This is a genomic window from Devosia nitrariae (assembly GCF_030160115.1).
In the GTDB taxonomy this organism is placed as follows: domain Bacteria; phylum Pseudomonadota; class Alphaproteobacteria; order Rhizobiales; family Devosiaceae; genus Devosia; species Devosia nitrariae.
The window spans coordinates 95,500-108,105 of sequence record NZ_BSNS01000003.1 but is presented as its reverse complement, the minus strand read 5'-3'; the positions used below and the strand labels follow the sequence as shown (position 1 = coordinate 108,105).

At 64.5% G+C, this 12,606-nt stretch carries 17 protein-coding genes; 6 read left to right on the top strand and 11 right to left on the bottom strand.

From position 1 onward, the window contains the following. The first annotated feature begins 15 nt into the window (after positions 1–15). On the top strand, positions 16–606 hold the full coding sequence (locus QQK18_RS03280; protein WP_284338850.1) for a TetR/AcrR family transcriptional regulator: 591 nt from the start codon (positions 16–18) through the stop codon (positions 604–606). A 2-nt stretch (positions 607–608) separates the two neighbouring features. On the opposite strand, the gene QQK18_RS03275 is transcribed toward QQK18_RS03280, so the two are convergent. Genes QQK18_RS03275 through QQK18_RS03265 form a run of 3 tightly spaced genes read right to left on the bottom strand, consistent with a single transcriptional unit; the run spans position 609 to position 1,850 of the window. Continuing rightward, on the bottom strand, positions 609–1,055 hold the full coding sequence (locus QQK18_RS03275) for a DUF1579 family protein (RefSeq protein WP_284338849.1): 447 nt from the start codon (positions 1,053–1,055) through the stop codon (positions 609–611). Continuing rightward, positions 1,052–1,519 carry an SRPBCC domain-containing protein gene (locus tag QQK18_RS03270; RefSeq protein ID WP_284338848.1) on the bottom strand — a complete coding sequence of 156 codons (468 nt, stop codon included), beginning with the start codon at positions 1,517–1,519 and terminating at the stop codon, positions 1,052–1,054. The genes QQK18_RS03275 and QQK18_RS03270 overlap by 4 nt, the downstream gene beginning before the upstream one ends. Further along, complete coding sequence (locus tag QQK18_RS03265) at positions 1,503–1,850, bottom strand: ArsR/SmtB family transcription factor (RefSeq protein WP_284338847.1); 348 nt, start codon at positions 1,848–1,850, stop codon at positions 1,503–1,505. The genes QQK18_RS03270 and QQK18_RS03265 overlap by 17 nt, the downstream gene beginning before the upstream one ends. Before the next feature lie 214 nt (positions 1,851–2,064). Here QQK18_RS03265 and QQK18_RS03260 point away from each other — a divergent pair, with 214 nt between their 5' ends. After that, entirely contained in the window at positions 2,065–2,925 is an 861-nt protein-coding gene (locus QQK18_RS03260) for a MerR family transcriptional regulator (RefSeq protein WP_284338846.1), read from the top strand. Then, positions 2,922–3,092 (top strand): hypothetical protein, encoded by a 171-nt coding sequence (locus tag QQK18_RS03255; RefSeq protein WP_284338845.1) that lies wholly within the window; start codon positions 2,922–2,924, stop codon positions 3,090–3,092. Before QQK18_RS03260 ends, QQK18_RS03255 begins: the two co-directional genes overlap by 4 nt. A gap of 14 nt (positions 3,093–3,106) precedes the next feature. Here QQK18_RS03255 and QQK18_RS03250 read toward each other — a convergent pair whose 3' ends face one another. The 4 genes from QQK18_RS03250 to lepA form a co-directional block, all read right to left on the bottom strand. Further along, positions 3,107–3,481 (bottom strand): type II toxin-antitoxin system death-on-curing family toxin, encoded by a 375-nt coding sequence (locus QQK18_RS03250; protein WP_284338844.1) that lies wholly within the window; start codon positions 3,479–3,481, stop codon positions 3,107–3,109. A 2-nt stretch (positions 3,482–3,483) separates the two neighbouring features. After that, positions 3,484–3,723, bottom strand: a complete 240-nt coding sequence (locus QQK18_RS03245; RefSeq protein ID WP_284338843.1) for a type II toxin-antitoxin system Phd/YefM family antitoxin — start codon at positions 3,721–3,723, stop codon at positions 3,484–3,486. A gap of 104 nt (positions 3,724–3,827) precedes the next feature. Continuing rightward, positions 3,828–4,253 carry a YciI family protein gene (locus QQK18_RS03240; RefSeq protein ID WP_284338842.1) on the bottom strand — a complete coding sequence of 142 codons (426 nt, stop codon included), beginning with the start codon at positions 4,251–4,253 and terminating at the stop codon, positions 3,828–3,830. 123 nt (positions 4,254–4,376) lie between these two features. Continuing rightward, the gene (lepA, locus tag QQK18_RS03235) at positions 4,377–6,182 is read right to left on the bottom strand and encodes a translation elongation factor 4 (RefSeq protein WP_284338841.1); all 1,806 of its coding nucleotides are present in this window, start codon (positions 6,180–6,182) and stop codon (positions 4,377–4,379) included. Between the two features lie 107 nt (positions 6,183–6,289). Here lepA and QQK18_RS03230 point away from each other — a divergent pair, with 107 nt between their 5' ends. Continuing rightward, the gene (locus QQK18_RS03230; protein ID WP_284338840.1) at positions 6,290–7,204 is read left to right on the top strand and encodes an extensin-like domain-containing protein; all 915 of its coding nucleotides are present in this window, start codon (positions 6,290–6,292) and stop codon (positions 7,202–7,204) included. Between the two features lie 115 nt (positions 7,205–7,319). Here the strand turns inward: QQK18_RS03230 and QQK18_RS03225 are convergent, their stop codons facing one another. Together QQK18_RS03225 and QQK18_RS03220 are read right to left on the bottom strand one after the other, a co-directional pair. After that, complete coding sequence (locus QQK18_RS03225; RefSeq protein WP_284338839.1) at positions 7,320–7,856, bottom strand: hypothetical protein; 537 nt, start codon at positions 7,854–7,856, stop codon at positions 7,320–7,322. 126 nt (positions 7,857–7,982) lie between these two features. Further along, entirely contained in the window at positions 7,983–8,132 is a 150-nt protein-coding gene (locus QQK18_RS03220) for a hypothetical protein (protein ID WP_284338838.1), read from the bottom strand. A gap of 99 nt (positions 8,133–8,231) precedes the next feature. On the opposite strand from QQK18_RS03220, the gene QQK18_RS03215 reads away from it, so the two are divergent. Further along, a complete protein-coding gene (locus QQK18_RS03215) occupies positions 8,232–9,155 on the top strand; it encodes a LysR substrate-binding domain-containing protein (protein ID WP_284338837.1) in 924 nt (307 codons plus the stop codon). Between the two features lie 132 nt (positions 9,156–9,287). Continuing rightward, entirely contained in the window at positions 9,288–10,271 is a 984-nt protein-coding gene (mbfA, locus tag QQK18_RS03210; RefSeq protein WP_284338836.1) for an iron exporter MbfA, read from the top strand. Between the two features lie 124 nt (positions 10,272–10,395). On the opposite strand, the gene QQK18_RS03205 is transcribed toward mbfA, so the two are convergent. Then, positions 10,396–10,779, bottom strand: coding sequence for a DUF2306 domain-containing protein (locus QQK18_RS03205; protein ID WP_284338835.1), 384 nt, complete (start codon positions 10,777–10,779; stop codon positions 10,396–10,398). Positions 10,780–10,928: 149 nt separating this feature from the next. After that, positions 10,929–12,557: a GMC family oxidoreductase gene (locus QQK18_RS03200; RefSeq protein WP_284338834.1), complete on the bottom strand. Its 1,629-nt coding sequence runs from the start codon at positions 12,555–12,557 to the stop codon at positions 10,929–10,931. Positions 12,558–12,606 lie beyond the last annotated feature (49 nt).

Here is a 12,606-nt window from a genome sequence, read left to right as displayed (position 1 = left end):
AGGCAGGCTGTATGTATGCAAATGACCGGGCAAAGGCAGCGTCAAGCCGATCGCACGGCGGCGACACGCACGAAGCTGATCGCTGCCGCTCGGGACCTGTTCGCCGAAAAAGGTTATGCGGCGACCAGCACGCCCGAGGTGGTTGCCGCCGCCGGCGTCACCCGCGGCGCGCTCTATCACCATTTCGCGGAAAAGCTCGGTCTCTTCCGCGCGGTGGTCGAGGAGGAGCATGCGCTTCTGGCCATGACCATCAACGCGGCGGCGGGCGGCGATGACGAGTTGGGGCCGATCAAGGCCCTTCTGCAAGGTGGGGACGCGTTCCTCACCGCCATGCAGGACCCAGGGCGTCGTCGCATCCTGCTGATCGACGCCCCGGCGGTGCTGGGGCGTGCCGAACTCGATGCGATCGATGCGCGCCATGGCCTGCGCACGCTGGTCGAGGGGCTTAGCGCCGCCATAGACGCCAAGGCCATCCGCCAACTGCCGCTGCAGCCGCTGGCGCACCTTCTGGGGGCACTCTTCGATCGGGCGGCACTCGCTGATGCCCACGCGTTGCCCGACTACCGCAAGGCAGTACGGGCTCTGATACGCGGGCTGAAGGTCTAAGTTCAGTCCTGGCGGGTGAGCGTAACGTTCATCCACGGGAGCCACATGTCGCCCGCGCGACGCTCCCACCGGCCGGATAACGTCCGCATGTCCTCGCTCAACGAGCCGCGGAAGCGTTCGACTTCGCCGTCGATCGACCAATTCCGGCCATCGAGAGCGGCGGCATAGTCGCTGATGACGCCGGAGTTGTCGTAGTTGCGGGTTGTATACTGGCCGGAACCCGGATCGGCGGCGATGATCTCGAGCGACTTCACCGGCTCGCCGGCCATCATGGCGTCCACATCATGAAGGAGGAAGTGGCGACCGGGCATCCAGCGATAGGTGTCGGTCGCGATATGATGCTCTATTTCCGTTTCCGTCTCATCCAGCATGGCAATTCGTGTCCGCCAGACGCCGGCAAGGACATCGAGCCGCTCGTGCTGCGGGCCGGGGAAGGCTGGCAGGCTCATGCCCCAATCCTCCCGGCGAAGTCCTCCGCATAGACGCGCCCCTTGTCGAGACATTCGATCCAGCCTCCGAGATGGCCGTCGCGGCTCTCGACGCTGGCGAACGGGGTCTGATGAAAGCTCTGGACCGTCTTGCCATCCCTTTCGGCGAGGGTCACGGTGATGGTAGTCTCCTGCCCGTCCTCCTCCCACGCAAAGTTCATGACGATCTTTTCGTTGGGGCGGATTTCCCGGAAGGTGCCGCCGAACCAGTATTCGCCGTGTTCATCCGAGCGGATGACTGCCCGATAACGGCCGCCCTCTCGGAAATCGAGCTCGAAGACGGGACAGGTGAAATCGGTCGGCCCGAACCAGCGTTTGAGGTGCTCTGCATCGCTCCAGATGCGCCAGACGAGAGCCCGCGGCGCCTCGAACTCACGCTCGATGAGAAGTTCGTTCTCGGCCAGTTTCTCAGTTCTTGCGAGCATCGGGGTCTCCTTTCTGCAAATCGCGAAGATAGGCGTCCATTTTGTCGAAGCTCTCGTCCCAGAGGCGCCGGTAGCGCTCGATCCAGATCGACAGGTCCTTGAGCGGTGCGGCCTCTATGCGGCAAGGGCGCCACTGGGCAGTGCGCGAGCGCGAGATGAGCCCGGCGGCCTCGAGGACCTTCAAATGCCGGGAGATCGCCGGCAGGCTGATCTCGAAAGGCTCGGCCAGTTCGTTGACTGTCGCCTCCCCCTCTACCAGTCGCGCCAGGATCGCGCGGCGGGTGGGATCGGCAAGGGCCGAGAGGATAGCGCTCAGGGAGTCGGTTTGCATTTAACGAGTTCGCTAATTAACGTAATTGTTAACTACAGAACGCGAGGGGGTGTGTCAAGTCCACGGTGTAAGGGGCAGGCAGGCATGAACTTTCCGCTGATCCGCGTAAGTTCTCATTTGCGCCGAGGGACATCTCGCGGCCCGGCAACATAAGGCTTGCGCCGACCCCTGGGGCTGCCCGGATAAGGAGGTCTCCCAATCAAGGAGGTGATTCGTGAACTCTTCAGCACGGTTCTTGAGCCCATCCGAGGCAGCCAAGCGCCTCGGCATATCCGCCAAGGCGCTGCGTCTTTACGAGCAGCGCGGTCTCCTCACGCCAGTGCGCACCGCTGCCGGATGGCGCACCTATGGTCCTGATGAAATGGCGCGAGCCGGCGACATCGCGGTTCTGCGGGCCTTGGGCCTCAGCGTTGCCCAGGTGGCGCGGGTCCTCGAAGGCGATCCCGGTTGCCTCGAACCGGCATTGGAGACGCACCAGGCCACCCTCGAAGGCCAGGTCCGCCGGTTGATGGAGACCGCCGACAAGGTGCGTGCTCTGCGATCCGAACTTGCCGAGGGCAGGGCACCGGTGCTCAGCGAGCTCCCCCGGTTGGTACGGCCGCAAGGGACACTCAGCCTTGCCTTCGACCTGCCCTGGCCATTGGGAGGAGAACGCTTCGAGCTCTCCGACGTCCCGCCCCTGACCTACATCACCGGTCCCCTCGCCAGCGGCAAGACCCGTCTCGCCCGGATGATCGCGCAGAACCTGCCGGACGCAGCCTTCATCGGCCTCGAACGGCTGGAAGATGCCGAGGCGCGCGGCAGGCTGGAGGCCGATCCGGTACTCAAGCAACGCGTAGACGAAGCCACGGAATGGCTTTGTGACGAAGGTACCACCCGTTCGCCGGCCCTGCTTGCCTTGCTCATGGTGCTGGAGGATGCGGGCGAGGGCGCCCTGATCGTCGATCTCGTCGAAGAGGGGCTTGATGGGGCAACGCAGGAAGCGCTGGTCTCGCGCCTGCGTCAGCGGAGCGTCGACGCCAGGCCGCTGTTCCTGATGACCCGCTCGTCATCCATCTCGACCTCGCCGCCGTGACCGGCAGCGAGGCCATCCTCCTCTGCCCGGCCAACCATGCCCCGCCCATGAAGGTCGCACCCTATCCCGGCGCCCCGGGCTACGAAGCCGCCGCCACCTGTCTTGCGCCGCCTGAGGTGCGGGCGCGCACGCATGGGGTGATCGTAGTCTTGCCGCAGACGGCATAGCGCCCCGTGGCGGCCTACATCGCCGCCACGACCTCCCGAAGCCAGGCGTCGAGCACGTCCTTGGTGAAGGTTCCCGCTTCCAGGTGATGGTAGATGAAGGCAATGATGTCGTCGTTATCGGCTACGACAACGTGGTCGTTGAGGCCGAGGAAGAGTTCGACGCAGGCATAGGCGACGCGCTTGTTGCCATCGACGAAGCCGTGGTTCATCGCCAGGCTTTCCCACATGGCTGCTGTTTCCTCGATGAGATCGGCGTAATAGCCGGTCTGAGGGCGCAGCAACGCGGATTCGATCAATCCCCTGTCGCGAATGCCATCCGCACCGCCGAAGGCGCGAATGAGTTCGCTATGGATGTGGAGAACTTCATCAAGCGTAAGATAGACCGTCACGTCTACTTGGCCAGCGCTTCATAAACGGAACGACGCCTCTCGATGCTCTCGGCCAGCAGCCGCTGCACACGCGGACTGACCCGCGGCGCGCTCTCCGCGTCCCTGAGGCGCTGATATTCCGCGGCGGACACAAGTACCGCGACATCACGCCCGCTCTTCTGAATGCGGACGGGCTCGCGTTGAGCCTCCTCGAGGACCTGGCCAAACCTGTTCTTGGCATCTGTGGCGGTGATTGTGGACATAGCAGCACTCCGATTTAGCCAATATAGCTAAATCGGAGTGCTTATCAAGAGAGGATGAGGAAACCTTGCGGCCACGCTGGCACTGGCGCCTCACCCCAAAACCATCACCCCTCGCCTTCCGTCTTCTCCCGCACGTCCTCATGGATGGCGCGGATCTCCGGGGTCATCACCTCGTCGAAATCCTCCATCTCGAAGACGGGACGGATCTCGATCTCGCTGTCCTCCATCATCGGATTGGGGCAGCGTTTGACCCACTCGACGGCTTCGTCCATGTCCTTGACCTCCCAGATCCAGAAGCCGGCGACCAGCTCCTTGGTCTCGGCGAAGGGGCCGTCGATGACGGTGCGGCGGGAGCCACTGAAGGCGACGCGCTTGCCCTCGGACGAGGGCTTGAGGCCGTCGCCGCCCTTCATGATGCCGGCGGCCACCAGCTCCTGATTGTATTTGCCCATCGCCTCGAACAGCTCACTCGAGGGCATCACGCCCGCCTCGCTGTCTGGGGTCGCCTTGACGAAAACCATGACACGCACGTCGTTCTCCTTCCTTTGCCTTTAAGGCCCCAGCGGCCTCTCGACTACGCGACGAAGCAGGAAGCGGCGGATCGACAAATCACGCGATAGGCGATCCCCAAAAAGGCGAAGAGCCCTCCGGGATCAGTCGTCGCCCATCTTCAGGGCTTTGATGAAGGCTTCCTGCGGAATCTCGACATTGCCGAACTGGCGCATACGCTTCTTGCCGGCCTTCTGCTTTTCAAGGAGCTTGCGCTTGCGGGTCGCGTCGCCCCCATAGCACTTGGCCGTCACGTCCTTGCGCAGCGCCCGCACCGTCTCGCGTGCGATCACCTTGCCGCCGATGGCCGCCTGGATCGGGATGACGAAGAGATGGGGCGGGATGAGCTCCTTGAGCTTCTCGCACATGGTGCGGCCGCGGCTTTCGGCCGCCGTGCGGTGAACGAGCATCGAAAGCGCGTCGACCGGCTCCGAGTTGACGAGGATCGAGAGCTTGACCAGATCTCCGGGGCGATAGTCGGCAAGCGTGTAGTCGAAGCTGGCATAGCCTTTGGAGATCGATTTCAGCCGATCATAGAAGTCGAACACCACTTCGTTGAGCGGCAGGTCGTATTCGACCAGCGCGCGGCTGCCCACATAGGAGAGGTTGCGTTGAATGCCGCGCCTGTCCTGGCAGAGTTTCAGGATGTTGCCGAGGTATTCGTCCGGGGTGAGAATCGTCGCCTTGATCCACGGCTCGCGGATCTCGGCGATTTTGACGACATCGGGCAGGTCCGCCGGGTTGTGGAGGTTCAGCACCTCGCCGCTGGTCATCTCGACCTCGTAGACAACCGACGGGGCGGTGGCGATGAGGTCGAGGTCGAACTCCCGGCTCAATCGCTCCTGGATGATCTCAAGATGGAGAAGACCGAGGAAGCCGCAGCGGAAGCCGAACCCGAGCGCGGCGCTGGTCTCCATCTCGAACGAGAAACTCGCATCGTTGAGGCGGAGCTTCCCCATGGCCGAGCGCAGTTCATCGAAGTCGGACGCATCGACCGGAAAGAGTCCGCAGAACACCACTGGCTGGGCCGGGCGGAATCCGGGCAGCGGCTCGGCGGCCGGCTTCCTGTCGTCGGTGATGGTGTCGCCGACATTGGTGTCGGCCACCTCTTTGATGGAGGCGGTAAAGAACCCGAGCTCGCCCGGACCGAGCTCGCCCACGTCGACGAGCTTAGGCGTGAAGACGCCGACGCGGTCGAGTTCGTAGACGGCGCCGGAGGCCATCATGCGGATGCGCTGGCCCTTCTTGGCGATCCCGTCGATGACACGGATCAGCACCACGACGCCCAGATACATATCGTACCAGGAATCGACGAGGAGCGCCTTCAAGGGCGCGTTGACCTCCCCTTTTGGCGCAGGCAGGCGGTTAACGATTGCTTCGAGCACCTTGTCGATGTTGAGGCCGGTCTTGGCGGAAATCTCGACGGCATCGGACGCATCGATCCCGATGACGTCCTCGATCTGCTGCTTGATGCGCTCGGGCTCAGCGGCGGGCAGGTCGATCTTGTTGAGCACCGGCACGATTTCGTGGTCCGCGTCGAGCGCATGATAGACGTTGGCCAGCGTCTGCGCCTCGACTCCCTGGGAGGCGTCGACAACGAGCAAAGATCCCTCGACGGCAGCCATCGAGCGCGAGACCTCGTAAGCGAAGTCGACATGGCCGGGCGTATCGATGAGGTTGAGGACATAGGTCTCCCCGTCCTCGGCCTTGTAGCTGAGGCGCACGGTCTGCGCCTTGATGGTGATGCCGCGCTCGCGCTCGATATCCATGGAATCGAGCACCTGCTCCTTCATCTCGCGCAGGTCCAACCCGCCGGTCATCTGGATCAGCCGGTCGGCGAGCGTCGATTTGCCATGGTCGATATGGGCGACGATGGAGAAATTGCGGATGCGGGAGAGCGGCGTTGTCATGGGGCGCTGATAGCAGAAGGCTGCAAGGGCGCAAAGATGGTTTCTGGCTGGTAAATCGCCGGACGAACCGAACGCAACGCGCCACGTGTCCGGCGCGTTAGCTGCCCATGCGCTTTTTTGTCCCCACCTTGCTCATCGCTGTCCTGCCGATCGTCGCCTTGCCGGCCGCGGCGCAGGACTTCCTTTCGCCCCTCGAGGAGATGGTCGAGAACCTTGCCGAGGAGATCGCGCCACGCCGCCCGCCTCCTCCGCCGGCCGGGGAACCGGCGGAGACCGAGCGTGCCCCGGTGCCGCGCGAGAGGCCGGCCGAGCTCGAGGAAGCGCCGCAGGACGCGCCCCTGCCGCGCCCGCGGCCGGAAGCCGAGGACGGCGAACCCGACGCAGGTGCCGATGAGGCAGGCACGCCCGCGCAAACGGATGCGCCCCAAGAAGGCGAGCCCTCCGGCGAGCCGGAGGTGCCGCGCGTCTACCAGGCCGCCTGTCCGGCGGTTCTGCGCGGGTTGATCGAGGCCGAACTGCTGCCGCCGATCGCTGAAGGCGAGTGCATGGAGCGCTCGCCGCTCCAGGTAACGGGGGTACTGGCCAATGGGCGCATGGTGCCGCTCTCGGCGCCGGTGACGCTCAACTGCCAGATGGCGAGTGCGCTGCCCGCTTGGGTCGAGACGATCGACGGATATCTGCGTTCTCGGGAAGACACGGCGCTTTCGGAAATCTCGGTGGGCACGAGCTACCTTTGCCGTCCGCGCAACAATGTCGAGGAGGCCGATATCTCCGAACACGGCTTTGCCAACGCACTTGACGTCACCGGCTTTGCGCTTGAGGACGGGCGCACGATTTCCCTGCCGGCCCAGTGGTCGCCGGCATCGGCCTCGGCCGGACGGCTGCTGCGGTTCGCCCATGCTGCGGCTTGCGCGAATTTTTCCACCGTGCTCGGCCCCGAGGCCAACACGCTGCACGAGGACCACCTTCATCTCGACCTCGGCTGCCACGGCACCGCCTGTAGAGCCCGCATCTGCGAATAGAGCGGAATGCGAAAAAGCCTGTCCCGGACTCTGGGACGGGAACCGGTTTTCGCAAAATCCCGCGACAAGAAAAACTGGAGCGCGCGATCTGATTCCATCAAATCGCTCGACGGAGCTACTGTGATGCGGGGGCGGGCGCTGGTTCGGCAGGCGCTGACGTCGATTGGCTGGCCGGTTGTGCTTCCGCTTGCGGCTCGGCGGCATAGAGATCGAGGACTTCGGTAACGCCCGCGACGTCACCGCTTCCCTCGCCGCAATCCGGCTCGCGCGCCTCGAGCGTCGACTTGATCTCATCGTACGCCTGGCCGGCCGCTTCCGCCGTGATGCCGAGGTTCGCTACATACTTCGCCTCGTCGGCGCTCATGGCCTCCTGGATCTTTGCATCTATGGCAATGCCGCAGATCTCGGCGAGTCCCTTGGTCGCATAAAGGCCGGTAAGCAGATCGCGCGGGTCCGGCGGGACGGTCAGAGTCGGCACGGGCGTGCCCTCCACGGTGACGCCTTCGCCGCTCGTGGGGGCGTCCAACTCACCGCTGAAGGCCGGCTGTTCGACCTGCTGTTCGGTAGGGGGTTGCTGGCCGGCATCCTGGGCAAGAACGGGGGCGGCCAGGAGCGGCAACAACAGCATGCCAAGGCATGGACTGGTACGCATCATCGCTTTCCTCTTGGGGTCTGGAGACGATGCGATTGACCAACACTGCGAATGCGCCCGTTTGAGGGGGATAATGGGGCAATTTGGTTGCCAGGGGCCGTACTAACCGCCCCATTCTTGGCGACCTCAGCAGGCTGCGCCGTGGTCGGCGGCCGGATGGTGTACGGGCAGATCGGCGCGCTCACGGGGGCTCATCGTCTCGATGACGTCGACGGGACGATCGCGTTCGGCGAGCCAGCTTGCGAACGTGGAGATGAGGATGAACAATCTGTGCATTGGTCGGGTCCTCCTGTTTCGACGGAACACCCAATGAATGAGCCGATAGGTGATAATCTGCAATGGACATTGCTGATGCCGTCGGTATAGAAAATCTACATGACAAATCCGTTTCCCATACCCCTCAATGCGTTGAGGGCCATCGAGATCGTCGCCCGACGTGGTGCGCTGGCGCCTGCCGCCGAGGAATTGGGGGTGACCGTCGGTGCCGTCAGTCAGCACATCCGCCGGGCCGAGGCGCGGCTTGGGGTAGATCTTTTCGAGCGTACGCCCGCCGGTCTCGTACCACTGCCTGCGCTCGCGCAGGTACTCCCGCAGCTGACCGGCGGCTTTGCCGGCCTTGCCGACGCCTTGTCCGCGCTCGCGGCCGGCGAGGAGGGCGTGCTGACGCTGACGGTGGGCGCGGTCTTCGCCTCGCGATGGCTGATCTGGCGGATCGGCAAGTTCAACCGGTTGCACCCCGAGATCGAACTGCGCCTCGTCGTCACTGGACATGTGTTGGATCTCAACCGCGCCGACATCGATTGCGCCATACGTTATGGCGTAGGCGGCTGGCCGGGCGTGCGAGCCCAGCGGGTCGGCGGCTTCACCTACAGGCCCGTCTGTGCACCTCCGCTCGCCGAGCGGCTGCGCTCACCCGCCGATATCGCCCATATCCCCGTTATCCGCGACGAGGCGGCCATGGTCTCCTGGGCGCAATGGTGGGCGACCGCAGGGATCGCCCATCCGCCCGAGGTACACGGACCGGCCTATACCGACCCCTCGCTCGCCTTCGATGCGGCGATCTCCGGTCAGGGCGTGCTGCTCGCCGTCGACATGATGGCCGCCGACGCGATCAGCGACGGGCGGCTCGCCGCCCCCTTCGATCTCGCGGTGGAAAGTCCGCTCGGCTACTGGCTGGCGGTGGCCGAGAGCCGGCGTGATTCGCGTAAAGTGAAGGCGCTGCGCGACTGGCTCGCTGCGGAGGTGCCGGCCTCGGCACGGGGCTACGTTCACCAGCAGCAGATGGGCGAGTGGGTATAGCTTTCGTGGTGGCGGCTTGACGATCGGTGATAGCGGCTGTCCTTGGGATGAGCGCGCGGCAGAGCCTTGCTCATATTTTGGAACCATTCTAATCTACAAATATTAGAACGGTTCTAATTTAGAGGGCTTTCCATGCTGTCCCGCCTGCTCGCTCCGTCCCGTCGCGACTTCGATTCGCTCAACGAGCGCGAGATCCTCTCGCTCGCCATCACCGCCGAAGAGGAGGACGGACGCATTTATTCCGAGTTCTCCAGCCGTCTGGGCGACAGCTATCCGGGTTCGGCGGCGCTCTTTGACGGCATGGCGGCTGAAGAGGATGAGCACAGGCGCCGCCTGCTCGACCTTTACGTTGCAAAGTTCGGAACGCGGCTCATCCCCATCCGCCGCGAGCACGTGCGCGGGTTCCTTGCCCGCAAGCCCATCTGGCTGATGAAGACGCTGTCGCTCGAGGCCGTGCGCCAGGAAGTCTGGGAGATGGAGGAGGCGGCCTACCGCTTCTATCTCGAGGCGGCGCGGCGTGCGACAGACGCCGAGATTCGCAAGCTGTTGGGTGACCTTGCTGCCCAGGAGAAAAGGCATGCCAACGCTGCCGACCGCCTCGAGGCGGCTCACCTCGGCGCCGAGGCCTTGGAGAGCGAGGCGCACGAGTCCCACCGCCAGTTCGTTTTGACCTATGTGCAGCCGGGCCTTGCCGGGCTGATGGACGGATCGGTCTCGACCCTGGCGCCGGTGTTTGCCGCGGCCTTTGCCACCGGCGATACCTGGCAGACCTTCCTTGTCGGCCTCGCCGCTGCGGTCGGCGCCGGCATCTCCATGGGCTTTACCGAGGCCGCCTCCGACGACGGCAAGCTCACCGGGCGTGGTTCGCCGGTCAAGCGCGGGCTTGCCGCCGGCATCATGACCGCGATTGGCGGTCTCGGTCATGCGCTCCCCTATCTCATCGCCGATTTCTTCACCGCCACCAGCCTTGCCATCGCCGTCGTCCTGGTGGAACTGTGGGCCATCGCCTTCATTCAGAACCGCTACATGCAGACCCCGTTCTGGCGCGCAGTCCTGCAAGTGGTGCTGGGCGGATCTCTGGTATTTGCTGCCGGGATTCTCATCGGCAGCGCCTGATTCCGTCAGAACGGGAGGCTTCAGATGCGGTCGATCCGGCGGCGGTTGAAAAAATAGGCCGCTGCCACGGCCGCCGCCAGCGACGCGGCGACAATGAAGGGCAGCCATCCACCCGCCCCGCCGGTCAGCACGTCGTTGAGGGTGCGCCCGGGCAGAAGCGTGAAGATGCCGGCGCCAATGAGCGCGGCAAAGAAATGCGCATTGCCGCCTTGTGCCTGGCGACCTCGCCATGACGGATGAACCAGACGCCGCGCCCCAGCGTGTAGAGCGTCACGATCGCCAGCAGGTGCAGTGGACTGAACGGTCCGATCAGCCGGATTTCGTAGATGAAGAAGGCCGTGATGGCGAGAACGGTCATCAGGGTGACCCATATCCGGCCGAGCAGGCGATGCGGAGCATCACCCTTGCGCCGGAAGAGCAACACCAGGCCGACGGCGAGGGCGGCCCCGGCGGCAAGGGCGTGGATCTGGATGGCGATTGGCGACGCGAGCAGTGGCTCGGCATCCATGGCGGCCCCCTTGCCGATCAGTGTCCGATGGAAACGCCATGCACCGCTGTCATGGTTCCGTGGCGCGAGCTACGCTTTGAAGGTGCTCATCGGCGCGGGCACCCCGACATGGGCTTTCCTCATATCGGCCGGAAACAGAGGCATTGCCGTTAGCTCGCGTGATCGGCGGCCAACAGGTTCGCCGCCTTCGATCCGATGGCCATGGCCGGCGCATTGGTGTTGCCCGAAACGATCGTCGGCATCACCGAACAGTCGATGACCCTGAGGTTCTCGACGCCACGCACCCGCAGGCGTGCATCTACCACCGACATCGGGTCGACATCGGGACCCATGCGCAGCGTGCCGACCGGGTGGTAATTGGTCTTAACCGTCTGGCCGCAATAGCGGGTCAGTGCTTCGGAGTCGGCAGCGATCGCGGCGCCCGGCAGCAACTCTTCGGCAATCTTGGTTTTGAAGGGGGCGACCGCGAGCAGCTCGCGTGCATGGCGCAGCGCAGCGATGGTCAGGCGCAGGTCCTCCGGATCTCCGAAGAAATTGCAGTCGACCAGCGGCTGGTCGACGGGGTCGGCCGACCGCAGGGTCACGCTGCCGCGCGCCTTGGGGCGCAGCAGGCATGAGGTGAAGGTGACGCCCCAGGTGGGTTTGGCCGCCGAAACGTCGCGATCGAGATAGACGATCGGGGCACAATAGAGCTGGATGGTCGGCCGCTCGCCGCCGTCCGGGTCGAAGAACAGACAGGCTTCGATGCCCGTCGTCGTCACCGGCCCCGAGTTGAACAGCAGGTATTGCAGGCCGTTGCGCAGCATCGGCCAGCCTTTGTCCTGCCCGAAATAGCCCGACCGGCCTTTCGTCGTGGCGATGACCGGGACCTCGTGGTGGTCCTGCAGGTCCTGCCCGACGCCCGGCAGGTCCGCGACGACGGGAATGTCGTGCGCCGCAAGGTGCTCAGCCGGTCCGAGCCCGGAGAGCATCATCAGCTTGGCACTGTTGTAGGTGCCGGAGGCAACGAGCACTTCGCGCTCGGCGCGCACCTGCCGCGTCTCTCCGCCTTGCGCGTAGGCAAAGCCGACAGCTCGACCGTTCTCGATGAGGATCCGCTCGACCCTCGCCCCGGTGACGATATCCAGCCGCTCATTGCTCGCGAGCGGATCGAGGAAGGCCCGCTTGGCATCCGAGCGCTTGTTGTAGCGCCCCCAACGGGCGAAGGTGTGCTGCATGATGCCCACCCCGTTCTGCCGTATGCCGTTGAAATCGGGATTGTAGGCATGGCCGAGCCCCTGCGCGGCCAGCAGGAAATCCTCGGTGGTTTCGCTGATATGGCCGGGGTCGGAAACCCGCAGATTCCCCGAGATGCCATGGTAACGGTCATTGAGGCGCCGATTGGCCTCTATACCGGTAAAGTGCGCCAGCATGTCCTCGTACGACCACTCATGGGTATTGCCGAGGTGAGCGGCCCAGCCGTCATAGTCCTCCTTCTGCCCGCGCATATAGACCATGGCATTGACCGCGCTGCCGCCGCCGAGCGCCTTGGCGACCGGCACTATGGGCGCCCGCCCGCCGAGCTGGGGCTGCGGCACCGTCTTGTGCATCTCGAGGAAGGTGTCGCGGGCGAGATATTTCATGTATCCGGCCGGCATCGCCATCAGCGCGCTGGTGCGCGCCGGCCCGCGCTCGAGGATCAGCACCGAAAAGCCGAACTCGCGCACCAGCCGCATCGCGGCAACGCACGCCGCCGAGCCGCCGCCGGCGATGATGAAGTCGTAAGTCTTTGTAGTCATTGTTCCCTCCGGCGCGCGAAGCTACCCGGAACGCTAGCTACAGGGAAGG